15 protein-coding genes are annotated in these 15832 nt (G+C 57.2%); 9 read left to right on the forward strand and 6 right to left on the reverse strand.

Annotated features, from left to right (window positions below; all coding sequences use genetic code 11):
- Nucleotides 1-7: 7 nt before the first annotated feature.
- Nucleotides 8-478 carry a DM13 domain-containing protein gene (locus B1C80_RS00510; protein ID WP_161492688.1) on the forward strand — a complete coding sequence of 157 codons (471 nt, stop codon included), beginning with the start codon at nt 8-10 and terminating at the stop codon, nt 476-478.
- Between the two features lie 116 nt (nt 479-594).
- Nucleotides 595-1002 carry an N-acetyltransferase gene (locus tag B1C80_RS00520; RefSeq protein ID WP_236648543.1) on the forward strand — a complete coding sequence of 136 codons (408 nt, stop codon included), beginning with the start codon at nt 595-597 and terminating at the stop codon, nt 1000-1002.
- Nucleotides 1003-1062: 60 nt separating this feature from the next.
- Here B1C80_RS00520 and B1C80_RS00525 read toward each other — a convergent pair whose 3' ends face one another.
- Nucleotides 1063-1785 (reverse strand): DUF547 domain-containing protein, encoded by a 723-nt coding sequence (locus B1C80_RS00525; RefSeq protein ID WP_077919096.1) that lies wholly within the window; start codon nt 1783-1785, stop codon nt 1063-1065.
- A 505-nt stretch (nt 1786-2290) separates the two neighbouring features.
- Entirely contained in the window at nt 2291-4141 is a 1851-nt protein-coding gene (locus B1C80_RS00530) for a beta-N-acetylhexosaminidase (protein WP_077919594.1), read from the reverse strand.
- Between the two features lie 122 nt (nt 4142-4263).
- Between B1C80_RS00530 and B1C80_RS00535 the strand changes: the two genes are divergently transcribed.
- The gene (locus B1C80_RS00535) at nt 4264-5742 is read left to right on the forward strand and encodes a Gfo/Idh/MocA family protein (protein ID WP_077919097.1); all 1479 of its coding nucleotides are present in this window, start codon (nt 4264-4266) and stop codon (nt 5740-5742) included.
- Between the two features lie 33 nt (nt 5743-5775).
- On the forward strand, nt 5776-6024 hold the full coding sequence (locus tag B1C80_RS28610; RefSeq protein WP_129600286.1) for a hypothetical protein: 249 nt from the start codon (nt 5776-5778) through the stop codon (nt 6022-6024).
- Between the two features lie 12 nt (nt 6025-6036).
- Here the strand turns inward: B1C80_RS28610 and B1C80_RS00540 are convergent, their stop codons facing one another.
- On the reverse strand, nt 6037-6435 hold the full coding sequence (locus B1C80_RS00540; protein ID WP_077919098.1) for a hypothetical protein: 399 nt from the start codon (nt 6433-6435) through the stop codon (nt 6037-6039).
- Nucleotides 6436-6617: 182 nt separating this feature from the next.
- On the opposite strand from B1C80_RS00540, the gene B1C80_RS00545 reads away from it, so the two are divergent.
- Nucleotides 6618-8123 (forward strand): NAD(P)/FAD-dependent oxidoreductase, encoded by a 1506-nt coding sequence (locus B1C80_RS00545; RefSeq protein WP_077919099.1) that lies wholly within the window; start codon nt 6618-6620, stop codon nt 8121-8123.
- A 198-nt stretch (nt 8124-8321) separates the two neighbouring features.
- Here the strand turns inward: B1C80_RS00545 and B1C80_RS00550 are convergent, their stop codons facing one another.
- Nucleotides 8322-9308, reverse strand: a complete 987-nt coding sequence (locus tag B1C80_RS00550; protein ID WP_077919100.1) for an NAD(P)/FAD-dependent oxidoreductase — start codon at nt 9306-9308, stop codon at nt 8322-8324.
- 175 nt (nt 9309-9483) lie between these two features.
- On the opposite strand from B1C80_RS00550, the gene B1C80_RS00555 reads away from it, so the two are divergent.
- A complete protein-coding gene (locus B1C80_RS00555; RefSeq protein WP_077919101.1) occupies nt 9484-10326 on the forward strand; it encodes a hypothetical protein in 843 nt (280 codons plus the stop codon).
- On the opposite strand, the gene B1C80_RS00560 is transcribed toward B1C80_RS00555, so the two are convergent.
- Together B1C80_RS00560 and B1C80_RS00565 are read right to left on the reverse strand one after the other, a co-directional pair.
- Nucleotides 10323-11081 (reverse strand): LytTR family DNA-binding domain-containing protein, encoded by a 759-nt coding sequence (locus B1C80_RS00560; protein ID WP_077919102.1) that lies wholly within the window; start codon nt 11079-11081, stop codon nt 10323-10325. The genes B1C80_RS00555 and B1C80_RS00560 overlap by 4 nt on opposite strands.
- Nucleotides 11053-12216, reverse strand: a complete 1164-nt coding sequence (locus B1C80_RS00565) for a sensor histidine kinase (protein ID WP_077919103.1) — start codon at nt 12214-12216, stop codon at nt 11053-11055. The genes B1C80_RS00560 and B1C80_RS00565 overlap by 29 nt, the downstream gene beginning before the upstream one ends.
- Nucleotides 12217-12456: 240 nt before the next feature.
- Here B1C80_RS00565 and B1C80_RS00570 point away from each other — a divergent pair, with 240 nt between their 5' ends.
- The 3 genes from B1C80_RS00570 (at nt 12457) to B1C80_RS00580 (ending at nt 15767) form a co-directional block, all read left to right on the forward strand.
- On the forward strand, nt 12457-13923 hold the full coding sequence (locus B1C80_RS00570) for a S41 family peptidase (protein WP_077919104.1): 1467 nt from the start codon (nt 12457-12459) through the stop codon (nt 13921-13923).
- 222 nt (nt 13924-14145) lie between these two features.
- Entirely contained in the window at nt 14146-14964 is an 819-nt protein-coding gene (locus B1C80_RS00575) for a PepSY-like domain-containing protein (protein ID WP_077919105.1), read from the forward strand.
- Nucleotides 14965-15170: 206 nt separating this feature from the next.
- On the forward strand, nt 15171-15767 hold the full coding sequence (locus B1C80_RS00580; RefSeq protein ID WP_077919106.1) for a YceI family protein: 597 nt from the start codon (nt 15171-15173) through the stop codon (nt 15765-15767).
- The last annotated feature ends 65 nt before the right edge of the window (nt 15768-15832 follow it).

Consider the following 15832-nt stretch of genomic DNA (forward strand, 5'->3'; position numbering starts at 1 on the left):
CGATACGATGAAAACGCTTTTATTCGTTTCCCTGCTGGCCCTGGGCCTGCTGGTCGGCTGTTCAACGACCGAAGAAACCATCAACCCCGGCGCCACGACCGGTACGGCCCCGGTATCCGGCACCGCCACCGTCGGAACACCCGCATCATCAACGACTACGACAGGGCAGGCTGGAGGCCTGCAGGGCATGTTTGTGAGCAATGTGCACCCCACCAGCGGGACCGTAAGCGTGCAGGCCGTTAACGGCAAACAGACGCTGGTCTTTACCAACTTCCGCACAGATGGCGGCCCCGACCTGCGTATCTACCTGGCCGAAAACACGGGGCTACGCAATTTTATCGAAGTGTCGAGACTGAACAGCACGAGCGGTACGTTCTCGGTCGAGCTCCCGACCAGCGCCGATCCGGCCCGGCAGCGGTTTGTCATCATCTGGTGCAAAGCCTTTTCGGTACTGTTCGGGAATGCCGAGTTGAAATAGCCCACGCCTACCCTGCTTCTCTGTCGCATGGCCACTACCCTTTCTACGTTCGTTGGCGGAGAGTCCGGCCAATGGAAAGTAACCAGCGTACAGCCCGTGGTCGGTGAGCCGCTGGGTTGGGTATCGCACCTGCAAATCTGGTCGGGAGCGACGCCGTTGGTCTGTTTCCCGCCGACATGCTGGACGAGATGCTGGCTGATTACGTTACGAATCCCGACAGTAGCGACAGCTGGCTCACCGACGACGACAACGGGCCGGTGGGTATAGCTTATTACGCGCCGGAGCGACTGACCGACGGCACGTATAATCTGTACCTGATTGCCATCCATCCTGACCGTCAGGGACAGGGTCGCGGAGCGGCTTTGCTGCGTTACGTTGAACAGGCATTGCGGACACGGCACGAACGGTTGTTGCTGATCGAAACCTCAGTATTACCGGACTTTGAGTACCAGCGAGCCTTTTACCGGAGATGCGGCTACGTGGAGGAAGCACGAATACGAAATTTCTATCAGGCTGGCGAATAAAAAATGTGGCCGGACGGGGAATGCGCTTACTAAACTGATGAGCACTTGTCAGCCCTGGGGTTACCGGGCGTTGAGGCTCCAGTCGTACTCGTAAAAGCCCACGGCATAATCCGCGGGGATTTTCTCGCGCCGAAACCCGTTGACGAAGGCGACCGCAGACTGGCCGTCTTTCGTGAAATCACCCTTGTACCAGTCGAATATTTTGGATAGTTCCACCTTCTTCTGGCCTTTGTTGACCCGGATAAACGATGCATTGTTGAGCGCCAGCCTGGTACGTTCGTCCAGCTGGGCGTCCAGCTTACTGGCGGTGTAGGCGAAACCAGCCAACGGCGGGCAGCTCACGGCCGCGCATACGACAACGAAATGCACACGCGCATCGCCGTAGGCAGCGAGCAGCTTCTCTTTTTCGAGCTGGTTCAGGGTCATCTCCTGCCCCGCCACCCGATGCTTGAGCTTATCGAAGAAGCCTGCTTTGTCGAGGGGTGATTTAAGCGGGAATGCCTGCACAACCTGGTAGATAACCGCTACGTTATAGGCGTTGATGTAAAATGCCTTCTTTTCCGGGCTGGATGCGCCCGTCAGATTAACCGAGCCGAGTTGCCTGTACAAACCTGCCAACTCAGCACCCGACTTTTTTAGCTGCGCGTAATCCACGCGCCCGTCGACCACATGGGCCTTCATAAACGCGTCTACATCGTCGGTAAATCCGTTTGTGGTTTGGGCGGAGAGCGTGGCGGGTAACAAACACACCCCAAGAGCGAATATGTAAGGAAGGAGCTTCATGAACAGAATAGCAGCTGATTACGAAACTCAAATCAACGTATAGTCTCCATACCCATTTGTCAACAAGGCGACAAACGCGATGATTATAGCCGTGTATTGTTTACTAGTACCCTTATTAGCTCCGTATAGGTTCTTTACTGTACAAACTTATCAGGAGCGTCGCTACGTATCATTCGAAAACAAATCATAAACGCCTGACCAGAAGAATACCTGACAGCTTCAAGTGCATACTAATCCATTTTATTTTTGCGCCAGTATTCTCCGTTAATCTACCCTCTCGCACTTCAACCTTAGCATTTTTATGAAAGCAACTCTTGTTGGTTTACTGGTGCTTGTAGCAGCCGCAATCGGCAATTACTTCCGTAAGAAAGAAGACCCATTCTCAGGCCAACGTTGATCCCAAATCGACCTGAGGATGCCGTACATTACCTTTCAAATGCCTTAGTACCAGGTCGCGCATTATAATTCATCAACACCGTACCCAGCTTATACCCGGCAAGTCCGGTTATTTTATCCGTTTCATTAGCTCGTCGGTTGTGACTTCGATCAGGCGACCGATGGGTTTGCCGTTTCGGTAGGCTACGACTTTCAGGCGGTCGGCGCCTTTGGGCATGAGGATCGGTTTAGTATAGAGTGGAGACCGGTCGTCGGGCAGGGTATTGTCGGTGGTGTAGTACAAAAACGCGTCGGGTAGTTCGTGGCTCAGGAATACCTCGACAAACCCGATGGGCGGCCGCTTTACGGTAATAATCGGGTTATAAACGCTCCGGGCGTAGTTGACGCCCAGCACATCGAACCGCCGGAAGTGGGCTTCGACGCGATTCATGAAACCCGGCCAGTTGCGGGCGGCTTTGGGCGACCAGAGTACTTCGGCCAGCGCAAACGCACGGGGCCAGATCATGTACTCGGCATGGCGCGCGTTCGGCACCGATTCTGTCCACAGATTCCCCTGCCCACCCAGAATCAGCTCCGCCCGCACACTGTCAGGAACGGGTTCAAACGCGTAGGAATCGCTCAGGCGGCAGATCCCATAGGTACTGGGTTCGGCCGTAGGTTCGCCCTGGTACAGATCGAGGTAACAATGCTGAAACGGCGTCATAATGACCGGGTGCCCCTGTCTGGCGGCTTCGATCCCTCCTTTCATGCCGCGCCAGCTCATGACGGTTGCATCGGGGGCGAGCCCTCCTTCCAGAATCTCGTCCCAGCCGATGAGTTTCTTTCCTTTGGCCTGCACAATCGTTTCGACCCGTTTGATGAAGTAGCTCTGCAGCTCCAGAACCGACTTCAGATTGTTGGCGGCCATGAACGGCTTGCAGGCATCGCATTTCTCCCAGAATCCCTTGTACGCTTCGTCGCCCCCCACGTGAATGTAGGGACCGGGAAACAAGGCCGCCACCTCGGTCAGCACCTTATCGACAAAGATGTACGTACTGTCTTCGCAGGGGTTGAGATTGTTATCTTCCAGCCGGTAAAATTTGCCGTTGGGCGGTACCACCACCGGTTTGTTTCCGCAGGTCAGATTCGGATAGGCCGCAATAGCCGACATGATATGGCCGGGCATGTCGATCTCGGGCACAATGGTGATATGCCGGTCTGCCGCGTACCGCACAATCTCCCGGATGTCTTCCTGCGTATAGTAGCCACCATAGGTAGGGTTCTCGCCGGGCAGCGGGTTCTCGATATCCCACCACCGACCGGTACGGGGTACGCGCCGGGAGCCGATCTGGGTCAGCAGCGGCAGGCTCTTGATCTCGATCCGCCAGCCCTGATCGTCGGTCAGGTGCCAGTGAAAGACGTTATACTTGTACTGGGCCATCTGGTCGATGAATCGCTTCACGAAGGCCTTATCAAAGAAATGACGGCTTACGTCGAGCATCAGCCCCCGCCAGCCAAACCGCGGCTGATCGCGAATGTGCAGCGCCGGCAGGGTGCGCCGGGTCAGGGGTTGGTTTCCGGCAACACCCCTGGCCGGCACCGGGTCTCCGGCGGGCAGGAGCTGCCGCAGCGTTTGTAAGCCGTAAAACAACCCGGCCGGTTGCGGGGCTGTCAGCGTAATACCCGATGGCCCCACGACCAGGTCATACCCTTCCGGGCCCACGCCCGCTACCGCGGCCAGCCGAACCGTAATGGCTCTGGCCGGACGGGGCTGATCGGTCAGCTTCAGACCCGGTAAGTTGTCCTGCACCATCCGGCGCACCGACGCAACCGGCGTCAGCACCGTGATCGGGGTCTGGGCCGTCAGCACAAACGTGCCAGAACGGGTTTCGAGGGTTTGCGGTGCCGGAATCAGGGCAGGCAGGGATGATTGAGCCAGGGCACTCGTGGCCCAGAGAAGTAAAAAAAGCAGTCTGCTCATGAACGGATGATCAACGAGCGCCAAATATAGCAGCCGTCCCACCCGAAAAATCCGCTGACCGCCGGGTAAAAAACAGGCAACCGCTTCTTTTGACAAGTGAACCAGATTCAAGCACTTTTTTTATGAATCAACCCGATAAACCAACCGGTAACGGCACAACCCGTCGCCAGTTTATCCAGACTGGTGCCCTGGCGGCTACCAGCTTTTTCATCGTACCCCGTCACGTACTGGGTGGCAAAGGCTTTATTGCGCCCAGCGACAAGCTAAACATTGCCGGTGTCGGTATTGCCGGCAAAGGCTTCTCAGATACCAACAATGCCTTCAACAAAGGGGCCAACAACATTGTAGCCCTGTGCGATGTGGATTGGAGCCGCGATCAGGTCAAGAAAAACTTCGAGCAGCACCCCAACGCCAAACGGTATAAGGATTACCGGGAGATGTTCGATAAGGAAGCCAAAAACATCGACGCCGTAACGGTTTCGACCGCTGACCATACGCACGCCGTTATCGCTATGGCAGCCATGCAGCGGGGCAAACACGTATACGTGCAGAAACCACTAACCCACAATATTTACGAAGCGCGGATGCTCACCGAAGCGGCCCGCAAATACAAGGTCGTTACCCAGATGGGCAACCAGGGGTCCTCGAACCCGCAGCAGAAACAGATGGTCGAGTGGTTCGACAAAGGACTGATCGGTAAGGTGCATACCGTTCATCTCTGGACCAACCGCCCCGTATGGCCGCAGGGTATTCCGGTTCCGCAGGCCGATGCCAGCGTACCGGCCGACCTCGACTGGGACGTATGGATCGGGCCAGCCCAGAAAGTGGGCTATACCCCCGCCTATCACCCGTTCAAGTGGCGCGGCTGGTGGAACTTCGGCGCCGGAGCGCTCGGCGATATCGGCTGCCACATCATGGACGTGCCGTTCCGCGTACTCGGTCTGGGCTACCCCACCGAGGTAGAAACCAGCATCGGTTCGGTATTCCTCAAAGACTGGACACCCGAATATATTCCCGAAGGCTGCCCGCCCTCGTCGCGGGTTGAGCTGAAGTTTCCCGAGTCGGCTAAAAACAAGCAGGCCGTTACCATGACCTGGTCCGACGGTGGCCTTCGTCCCTTCCGGCCCGAGTTCCTGCCCGAGGGCGAGCCAATGCCGGAAAACGGCGAAAATGGCGTGCTCATGATCGGCGATAAAGGCCTGATGGTATGCGGCATGTACGGTAACGATCCGAAGGTATACACCAAAGACGGCAAGAAATTTGAAGCGGCCAAGATCCAGACCGACGGCCCTGCCCTGCCCGAAAATGGTCATCAGGTGCTGTGGACCGAAGCCTGCAAGGCCGGCTTTAACAGCAAAGAACATAAAGGATTGACCTCGTCGTTCGACTTTGCCGGTCCGCTGACCGAGTCGGTGCTGATGGGTAACGTGGCGATCCGGAGCTATACCCTGCGCAACGCCAATGCCAACGGCCGTGGCTTCAGCTACCCAGGACGCAAGAAGCTAACCTGGGATGGCAAGAACATGAAGATCACCAACTTCGACGAAGCCAACCAGTTCGTATCGCGCAAGTACCGCGAGGGCTGGTCGCTGACGGCCTAAGTGGTTCGTTGGATTCGTTTTATCGGCCATGCGTTGATCAAAAAAACCGCTCAGACGAGCGGTTTTTTTGTTGGGCCCTTCCCTAACCCCGCCGAACAACCCGCCCGGTTTTGCAGGCTGCTCCCCGACGACAGACGATTCGACGCCAACTGGCAAACGGGTAAGATCGTGCGGCTGCCGACCCTGACCGGCCATCAACACAAACACGTCAGGGAGTGGCAGCTTTCCGGACGAGAAACCAGCCACTCCCTGACGTGTTTACGAAATGCGTTACGCGGGTAAACGGCGCACGGGCTATCTGACCAGCAGCCCCGTTACCAGATTTCGCAACCGGTCATGGGCAACGTAGGCCCAGATCAGCAGCATGTACATCGAAAAATCCTGATACGAAACGTGCAGCGCCATGTTGTTGATGTAATAGCGGGTCGCCGTGAAATCGAGCGAGGGCGTAAACCCCAGCAGGTTCTCGTACCCCAGTATCAACGTGAGTCCGAGCGCGTAGAAGAGATACTGCGGCTTACGAAACGCCCACAACACCCCCGCTACGGCCGTAGCGCCAAAACCCAGATAATGCTGCCAGCTAAGGGATAAGTCGGTGGTTACGGCTACATAAATGGAGTACGCCTGTACAGAAATAAGAACGGCCAGAATCAGTCCATAGCCGTAAAACTCTTTCAGCTGAGTACGTTGCATAAACAGATATTGATTAATGGAAAGAGGGATTAACACTAAAAATACGATGAAACGTAGGTTTACAGATGGATTTAGTAGATTATTTTCCACACTTTTTCCCACTAACACCCTTCTTTCGGCGTATCGTTCAATCCTGTCTGGTTTAAGGTATATTTGTGTACATCAACTCATCCATCGTAACCATGTCGACGCCTTCTGTTGACGTAGCCATTATCGGAGCCGGTTTTGCGGGTCTGGGCGCAGCCATCCGGCTCAGGCAACGGGGCACTTCGTTTGTCGTGTTCGAGCGGGCCAGCGAAGTGGGCGGCACCTGGCGCGACAACGTATATCCGGGCTGTGCCTGCGATGTGCCCTCTCACCTCTATTCCTTCTCGTTCGCGCCCAATCCGCACTGGTCACGGGTCTATTCGACCCAGCCCGAGATTCTGGCTTACCTGAAAAAAACCGTCGGGCAGTTCGACCTGACCCCGTACATCCGCTACAATACCGAGATTGTCAGAACCACCTTTTCGGAAGAGGACGGCTATTGGACCCTGACCGACCGGGCGGGGCATACTACAACGGCACGGGTAGTGATCGGCGCGATCGGTCCGCTCAACCGCCCCAGCCTGCCCGTATGGCCGGGCATGGATACCTTTGCCGGTCGCCTGTTTCACTCGGCCAGCTGGGACAGTTCGTATGATTTGACCGGGAAACGCGTAGCGGTAGTGGGTACCGGTGCCAGCGCGATCCAGATCATACCGGCCATTGCCCCGCGGGTTGGGCATCTCACCGTTTTTCAACGAACCGCGCCGTACGTCACCCCGCGCCTGGACCGACCCGTGTCGCCTTTCACGCAGCGGCTGTTCCGGCACGTGCCCGCGCTCCGGCAACTGTACCGGTCGTTCATTTACTGGACCAACGAGCTGCGGGGGCTGTCGTTTCTGGGCAATGACACGTTCAACGCTTTCGGTACCAAACAGGCGCTCAGGCATCTGGAAAGTGCCATTCAGGACCCGGCCTTACGGCGCAAGGCCACGCCAGCCTATAAACTGGGCTGTAAACGGGTGCTGGTTTCGGATGACTATTACCCGGCCCTCGCCCGACCCAACGTCGAGCTGGTTACCGACGTCATCACCGAACTGACGCCCACCGCCATTGTCGACAAAACCGGTACCGAACACCCGGTCGATGCGATCATAGTCAGCACGGGCTTCGTCGCTGCCGACATCATCTGCGATCTGCACGTGACGGGCCGACGGGGCCGGGTGTTGTTCGACGAGTGGCTGACGAACGGCGCCGAAGCCCATTACGGCCTGACGGTATCGGGCTACCCCAACCTGCTGTTTCTGGTCGGGCCCAATACCGGCCTGGGGCACAACTCCATTGTTCACATGATCGAATCGCAGCTGAACTACGTCATGGGTTATCTCGACCTACTCGATCGGGCGGGCCAGGGCGCGTTCCTCGATGTTAAACCCGATGCGCAGGAGACTTACAACCAGGGTATCCAGCAGAAGCTCAGCACCACCGTTTGGGCCTCGGGCTGCCAGAGCTGGTACCTGAACAAACAAGGCCGGAACACCACCATCTGGCCTGACCTGACGGCAGCCTACCGAAAGGCCACCCGCCGGGTCAATGCCAGTGACTACGAGGTGATTCAGGCCCAGCCGCAGGCAACCGCCCAGCCCAACCTGCAACCACAGTAGCGCCGACCAACCTGGTTCGTACGGTCGGCTCCCCGCTCTTCACCGTGTCCCTTCACCGTGGTCCGTGTCCTCACGGACCACTCGCCCGGATGGTTTAGCTGATACCTGATTATTGCTGACGCGGGCTTGGTTCGACTACGCGTCCCGGTGAGGACACGGACCATGGTGAAGACCAAACCATTGATAGTCAACTAAAAATTAACCTTCCATCGCTACACCCGTCAGAGCCTGGGCCATGTGCAGACCGGACAGGAACGCACCCTCTACGTTGCCGCTCCCGAAACCATCGCCCCCGAACAGCAGCGGAAACGGTGCCGTAGCGGCCAGATACGAATCCGGATGGCGGACCTCGGCCTGGCTATACCGCCACCGATGCACCTGCATGGCAACAATCGAGCTGGCCGGCACCATGTCCTCCACCTGCTCAAGCAGCCGCTGGCCGAGGGTGTTGAGATCGGCTTCGTCGAGATGAGCCTGGCTGAAGGCCGCGCTGGCGTGCAGGGTAACGGAAGGCGTAGATGAAATGCCTTTCTGCTCATTATCGGCAATCCAGGCAATATCGCCCGTTTCGTAGCGGATACCGCCCGGCGCCGGAATGTGGCTGGCCTTGTTGAGCGCGGCCAGCACCGCGATACAGGGCTGGTAAACAATGGCTGACAGAGCCTGGCGGTCAGTGTCGGTAAGAGACAGACCGCTATCGTGCAGCAGGGCCAGGACTTGCGGAGCGGGTATGGTGATGAGCAGCGAGTCAGCCCGGTGGGTATCGCCGGTCTCGGTAATGACCTGCCAGCCTGCGTCGTCCTGACCAATGCGAATCGCTTTCTGGCCGGTCAGCACCGTCAGAGCATCGGCCATGTATTTAGGAATAGCGCTCATGCCCCCTACCCCAACGAAGCGCGAATGGGTGAACTCCGACTCCGTGCGACCGGCTTCTTCCAGATGCCAGGGGGTCACCACCCCGGCCGCGGCCAGCCTGTTGGTGAACGAGCTGAACGCCGTGCTTTGGGCGGAGAAATACTGAGCGCCGTGGTCGGCACGGGCCGTCAGCAGGCGTCGGGTAGCCATGCGACCACCAACTCCGCGCCCTTTGTCGAGCAAAGTAACGCGCCAGCCCTGTTGCGTCAGGGCCTGGGCGGCCGACAGACCCGCCATACCCGCGCCAATGATAAGTGTAGATGTTGCCATAGAAACCAATAAAGTAGGCCAGTAATCCGGCTTTGATCGTAAGGTATTGTCTAAGCGTTTGGTTTTGCCAGCCGGCTCTGACCAAACAAACTGCGATTTACGACGTCTTGAATTTATACCGTACTTCGTAGTATACTTCGTCGCTTACTTCGCGTCGAATAAAATCTGCTTCCGCTTGCGCCTTTTTGTTCGTTATCTCCTGCCTTTACTGATTGCCCTGCCGATTGGTTTTCTGCTGCTGTATCCGCAGCTGTGGCGGTGTATGCGGATCGGACAGACGCCGGGCTTTCGCCTGCTGAACGGTAGCCCGGGGGTATACGTCAATCAGGCAGCCACAGCCCGGCAAACCAGCCAGCTCAAAGCCCACGTGCTGACGGCCCGCAACCGGATCAGCCGGTTCTGGGGCGACCGACGCGGCCAGGCCGTACTGATCTACTGCCCGAAACAGACTGATTATGAACAATATTGCCTGGGTGGCGAAGGCGCCGGATGCAGTCTGGGAACGCCCTGGGGCGATTCGTTTCTGGTACTTGGGCCAGAAGGCAACAACGCCGACGTCATTGCGCACGAGCTTTGTCACGACGAGCTGTTTGCGCGGCTGGGCTGGTGGCGGGTGAAACGGCAGATTCCCGTCTGGTTCAACGAAGGGCTGGCGCTCATGGTCGATTATCGGTTCAGCCCCCCCGACCTCTGGGACAAACCCGCCGATACGCCCGCTCCGGCCGACTCGTTCGACGTCGACGAGTACCAGCTTCCGTTCACCCAACGGTCGGTGCTGCCGCTTTCGGAACTCGAATCGACCCGCGATTTTTTTGGCGGAGGCTACGAACGGGTTATGCTCGCTTACCAGACGGCCGCCGACGAGGTATCGCGCTGGCTCACTACGGTTGGGCGGGCCAACGTGCGGGTTCTGACCGACGCCGTTGCCAGCGGACAGGAGTTCAGGCAGGTATACCGGCAACTGGAACTCGACAAACGGGCCCGACGCACCCCACCCCCGAAGCGGCCGGCTCCCTAGCCCGCCCCGTATTTCCGCTCGAACTCGTCGACATAACTACTGCCCACGGGTATCTCCTGCTTGCCCACAAAAATTTTCGTTCGCTGAAACGAGCTGATTTTATCGAGCGATACGATGAATGATTTATGCACCCGGCAGAACGACTCGGCAGGCAACCGGGTCTCGATGGCTTTCAGCGTCAGCCGGCTCAGGAACGGTCGCGCCTGATCGGCCACGAAAATCTTCACGTAATCTTTCAGTCCTTCTACGTACAGCACCTGATCGAAATAAAGCTTGATTTCCCGGTATTCGGAGAAGATAAAGAAGTAGCCCCGGGTGGGGGGCGGTGTGGCCGCCGACGGCGCATCGGGCGGGGCGGGTGCGGGGGGTGGCTGCCGGAGGGCGAAGAGATCGTACGCTTTGTTGACCGCTTTCAGAAACCGCTCGAACGGAATAGGTTTGAGCAGGTAATCGACCACGTCGAGTTCGTACCCCTCCAGGGCGTACTGCTCATAGGCGGTTGTGAAAATAACCATGGGTGCCGATACGCCGGCCCGCTGCGGCAGGGTGCGCAGAAACTGCACCCCGGTCAGGGTTGGCATCTGAATATCCAGAAAGAGCAGATCGACCGGTTGCTGCCGGAGGGTATCCAGCGCATCGAGCGGACTCGCAAACTGCCCGACAAGCTCCAGAAAAGGAACCCTGGCAATATCGTCGGCCAGCATCTCGAGGGCAAACGGTTCGTCGTCAATGGCGATGCAGCGGAGCTTGTTCATGGCGTAAATGTAAGGTCAGTACAACCCGAAAGCGATTATCCTCCTGCACCAGCGACAGCGCGTGCTGGCCGGGATAATGCAGCGCCAGCCGTTTCTGGACGTTGGCGACGCCGATTCCCGACTCAGGCAGCCCAGCCTCTGGCGGCTCCGAACCAGGCTCGAGTGGCGGAGGCCCGGCAACCGGGTTATCGGTCCGGAAGGTCAGCGTATCGTCCGTGACGGTCAGGCCGATGCGGATATGGCTCTCCCGCTGACCGTGTAATCCGTACTTGAACGCATTCTCAACGAACGGGATAAACAGCAGCGGCTCGATGGTATGCTCATCGATAGGGCCTTCGCAGTTGAAACTGACGGTATGTTTATCGGCCAGCCGCATCTGCTGCAGATCGATATAATGGCGAAGATGGTCGACTTCCTGCCGCAGCGGCACCCGGTCCTGCTGCGCCTGGTAAATCATGTACCGGAGCAGCTGGGCCAGGGTAACCACGGCCGTTTCGGTCTGATCCGACTTTCGGCGGGCCAGCCACCGGATGTTGTTCAGGGTATTGAACAGAAAGTGCGGACTCACCTGTAGCTTAAGCATGGCCAGTTCGGCCGATACTTTTTCGAGGGCCATCTGTTGCCGGGCTTCCCGACTGCGGGTATGAAACCGGAACAACGCCATCAGCGAACTGACCATCATGGCAAATCCGAACGAAATACCACTGCTCAGTGCCCCCGGCCAGGGGCTATGCGGTCCCGGCCCCCGGTGGCCATCGGGTGGTGGCGGGAAACCCGGCCCCGGGCCACCCATCGACCGCTGGATCATGTCGGCGGGTGGAACCAGGAAAAAGCTGGCATAACGGGTCAGCACGACACCAGCCAGCATCCCCAGCACGATCAACAGATACTGCCCCGTTGAGAGGCCATCCGAGCCAGCCTGATCACGACTGTCGAGCAGCTTCGGCATCAACAGGCGCAGGTTGACGTAAAAGAACGCAATGATCAGCAGGCTGGTGAGCAACTGGGCCATACCGATGCTGATCAGATCCTGCTGGTTCCAGAGAAACGTGGGCAGGGTCAGAAACGGCAATCCGATAAAAACGAGCCACCCAATCAGATGAAGCCCGGTCTGGTAGCGTTCAAAAAACTTCATACGGATGCAAAATACAAGCCTGGGGCGGCTTTACCGGCTCTGGCCTTCCATCTGCCGACAGGGGCTGCGAATGTGTCGATATAATCAGGTTCAGCGCCGGTCGTCGGCACACAGAGGCCCACCGTCGTCGTGGCCATAAAGTTTACCACTTTAATAGATTATTAATGCAACGTCGGGCATTCTACGGGCGTAATAATCGTTATACGAGTGTGGGAAATCCCTGCAATCCAACAAATAACTATGAGAAACGTAAGCACAAACCCTACCCGGCGACGGACGCCCTGGGTACTTGTCGCCAGCTTCGCGGTGTTGCTATCGGCCTGTAAAAAAGAGGCAGACCTGGTGACCCCCGCCACGACAACCACAGCCGCTAACCCCAATGCCGAGGTCAACAACTGGATTCTCGACAACATGCGGTATTACTACTACTGGAATACGAAGATCCCGGCTAACCCCGACCTGACGCTGGCCCCCGAGCCATTTTTCAACTCGCTGCTGAATACATACAACGCAACTTCTAACCCCGATGGCGACCGTTTCTCCTGGATTCAGGAAAGCGCGGAGGAACTCCAGGCCAGCCTGAGTGGCGAAACCACTACCACCGGTATGGAATACCAGCTGTACCTGCGGGCATCCGGCTCCGACGATATCATTGCCCAGGTGTTGTACGTACTACCCGGCTCCCCCGCTCAGAAGGCAGGGCTGAAACGGGGCGACATCATCTCGAAAGTGAACGGACAGGTGCTGAACCGGAGCAATTACCTCAGCCTGCTCTTTGGTAACACCACCAATTTTACGTTCGGTCTGGCCAGCGTCAATAATGGCAGCCTCGTCGATACGGACGTGAGCCGGAGCGTTACGGCCACCGTTTTTCAGGAGAATCCGGTGTTTCTGGACTCGGTCTACACGGTCGGCAGCAAAAAGATTGGCTATCTGGTTTACAATCAGTTCGTTCCCGGCGCCAACAACAGCCGCGCCAACGAATACGACGCCCAAATCGATGCCATCTTCAGCAATTTCAAGGCCCAGGGCGTTAACGAGCTGGTACTGGATCTGCGCTATAACCCGGGTGGCTATACCTCTTCGTCGACGAACCTGGCCAGCCTGATCGGTAAGGGCGTTACGACCGGCAAACTGTTTTTCCGCGAGGAATGCAACCCGACCCTGACGGCGGCCTGGACCCGCCAGTACGGCAGCGATTTTCTGGTCAACAACTTCGTTACCAAGCCCCAGAACATAGGCGCCAACCTCAGCCGCGTATTTGTGCTGACCACCGACCATACAGCCTCGGCCAGTGAGCTGATCATCAACGGCCTGCGCCCCTACATGACCGTGACGACCATCGGCACGACCACGACCGGCAAAAATGTAGGCTCGATCACCCTGACCGACGACAGTGGCAAAATAAAATGGGGCATGCAGCCGATTGTATTCAAGTCGTTTAACAGCCTGGGGCAGTCTGACTATGCCAGTGGTTTTAAACCCACGATCGAGGTCGAAGAGCCGCTCAACCTGCTGCCGCTGGGCGATACGCGCGAACCGCTGCTCGGCACGGCCCTGGCGCAGATTACCGGCACCGCCCCCTCTGCCCGGGCCGGATCGGCCAACGCCAATCCGCTCAGCTCGATCGGCTCATCCATCCAGCGCAAAGCCGGTGCCCGCTATGGCATGGTGAAACCGCTGAAGACACTGGAGTTGGCCAACTAAGTCAGCTACGTCAACCGTTACCGGTTGGTTCTGAACCAGCCGACCCCGCTGAGGAGACAGGTGCTCCTCGGCAGGGTCGGCTGGTTTTTTTATGGGCCTGATCGGCTCATACACAGCCAGGTAGTTTTACTCACCCACGGGTAGGCTACCAGAAATTTCGGACAGGCTGCAACGGAGTAGCCAGAGTCCACGTAATCGTCTACAGTAAACCAAACAACAACCATGAAAAAACTAATTTTATCCAGCCTCATTGCCCTGTTGGGTATTGGCCTGTGGAGTTGCAATCAGCAGGAAGGTTTGTCGGTCGATGCCGATTCGACGCTGGGGGCTGCCCGGCTTTCGTCCGATTCAACGGGTTTCCACTGCCGCGACAGTCTGACCCGCGTGGATGTGTCGGCTTTGCCAGCCGCTGTAACGGCGTATATCACCTCGAAGTACACCAGCGCTACCATCAACTACGCAGCCAAAGACGATACGGGGAACTTCCTGGTGGCCATCACCCAGGCCGACGGCCGTAAAGCCTTGCTGTTCAACGCCGACGGCACGTTCAACAAAGAGCTGTCCCTGCGGGGTGGCGGCCCCGGAAAAGGGGGTCCGGGCCGCGGACACGGTGGCAAAGGAAACCGCGACAGCCTGAACAAAATAGCGGTGGCTTCGCTGCCAGCGGCCATTACCAGCTACATCACCACCAACTTTGCCAGCGCTACCATCAACGCAGCCGTCAATGATCCGGACCGCGGCTATATCGTCATGATTACCCAGGCCGACGGCCGTAAGGCGCTGTTGTTTACTACCAGCGGGGCCTTTGTTCAGGAAATCGTTCGCGGATTTAAAGACTATACCATCATCAAAACCAGCGAGTTACCCGCTTCGGTAACCAGCTACATCAGCACCAATTACGCAGGCTCAACGATTAAGGTAGCCGGAAAGAGCAGCACCGGGCAGTTTAAAGTCCTGATCCAGACGGCCAGCAATGGCCCCGCCGAGTTGCTGTTTGCGGCCGACGGTACATTTGTTCAGATAAATCGCCGGAAGCGATAACCGAACCCGTTGTCTGTTCAACTAAAAAGGACCTGGTCATCTGGCCGGGTCTTTTTTTGCAGAGCCTCGCAGGGCATTAAAGAGCCTAAAACAGGGATTCGCTCAGGGAATTTCGGCATTCGGGAAAAATACGTGTAGCAGCATCTAATTTCTAGGCATATTTACCGTTGTAACTGAGTATTACCCCAATAAAAACCGTATATCCAATGAAACGTCTTTTCCTTACCCCAGCTATTGCCCTGTTCGCCTTCGCAGCCCAAGCCCAGACCTGGGCCGTCGACAAATCGCACTCGAAAGTCGGCTTCACGGTTACTCACCTGATGCTGTCTGAAGTGGACGGTAATTTCAAAACATTCGACGCCAAAGTAACAGCCGCCAAACCGGACCTTTCTGATGCCGTATTCGATCTGACGGCCGACGTTAACAGCATCAACACCGACAACGAACGGCGCGATGGTCACCTCAAGAGCCCCGACTTCTTCGATGCGGCCAAATACCCGACGCTTACTTTCAAGAGCAAGTCGTTTACCAAAGTGGAAGGCAAGAAATACAAAGCCGTTGGCGACCTCACCATGCACGGCATTACGAAGCCCGTTACCCTCGATGTGGTGATGACAGGCCCCGTCACCAACGAAAGCCCCCGCGGCAAGCAGGAAAAAGTAGGCTTCAAAGTAACCGGCCTGATCAAACGGTCAGACTTCAGCCTCGGTACCATTCCGGTAACCGTTGTCAGCGATGAAGTGGAGCTGAAAGCGGCCGGTGAGTTCACCAAACAGGATGGCTCGGTAGCCGAAAAGAAATAATACGCAGTGCTTTACCGGTAGCCGCGGTCTCCGTATGCCTTCTGTGGGCTACCGGGACCGCGGCT

The sequence above is a fragment of the Spirosoma sp. 209 genome, assembly GCF_002006735.1.
Taxonomy (GTDB): domain Bacteria; phylum Bacteroidota; class Bacteroidia; order Cytophagales; family Spirosomataceae; genus Spirosoma; species Spirosoma sordidisoli.

Excerpts from the sequence above, each read along its gene's own strand:
- B1C80_RS00510 (WP_161492688.1), top strand. The coding sequence starts at position 8 with ATGAAAACGCTTTTATTCGTTTCCCTGCTGGCCCTGGGCCTGCTGGTC.
- B1C80_RS00525 (WP_077919096.1), bottom strand. The coding sequence starts at position 1,785 with ATGAAGCTCCTTCCTTACATATTCGCTCTTGGGGTGTGTTTGTTACCC.
- B1C80_RS00530 (WP_077919594.1), bottom strand. The coding sequence starts at position 4,141 with ATGAGCAGACTGCTTTTTTTACTTCTCTGGGCCACGAGTGCCCTGGCT.
- B1C80_RS00535 (WP_077919097.1), top strand. The coding sequence starts at position 4,264 with ATGAATCAACCCGATAAACCAACCGGTAACGGCACAACCCGTCGCCAG.
- B1C80_RS00540 (WP_077919098.1), bottom strand. The coding sequence starts at position 6,435 with ATGCAACGTACTCAGCTGAAAGAGTTTTACGGCTATGGACTGATTCTG.
- B1C80_RS00545 (WP_077919099.1), top strand. The coding sequence starts at position 6,618 with ATGTCGACGCCTTCTGTTGACGTAGCCATTATCGGAGCCGGTTTTGCG.
- B1C80_RS00550 (WP_077919100.1), bottom strand. The coding sequence starts at position 9,308 with ATGGCAACATCTACACTTATCATTGGCGCGGGTATGGCGGGTCTGTCG.
- B1C80_RS00560 (WP_077919102.1), bottom strand. The coding sequence starts at position 11,081 with ATGAACAAGCTCCGCTGCATCGCCATTGACGACGAACCGTTTGCCCTC.
- B1C80_RS00565 (WP_077919103.1), bottom strand. The coding sequence starts at position 12,216 with ATGAAGTTTTTTGAACGCTACCAGACCGGGCTTCATCTGATTGGGTGG.
- B1C80_RS00570 (WP_077919104.1), top strand. The coding sequence starts at position 12,457 with ATGAGAAACGTAAGCACAAACCCTACCCGGCGACGGACGCCCTGGGTA.
- B1C80_RS00575 (WP_077919105.1), top strand. The coding sequence starts at position 14,146 with ATGAAAAAACTAATTTTATCCAGCCTCATTGCCCTGTTGGGTATTGGC.
- B1C80_RS00580 (WP_077919106.1), top strand. The coding sequence starts at position 15,171 with ATGAAACGTCTTTTCCTTACCCCAGCTATTGCCCTGTTCGCCTTCGCA.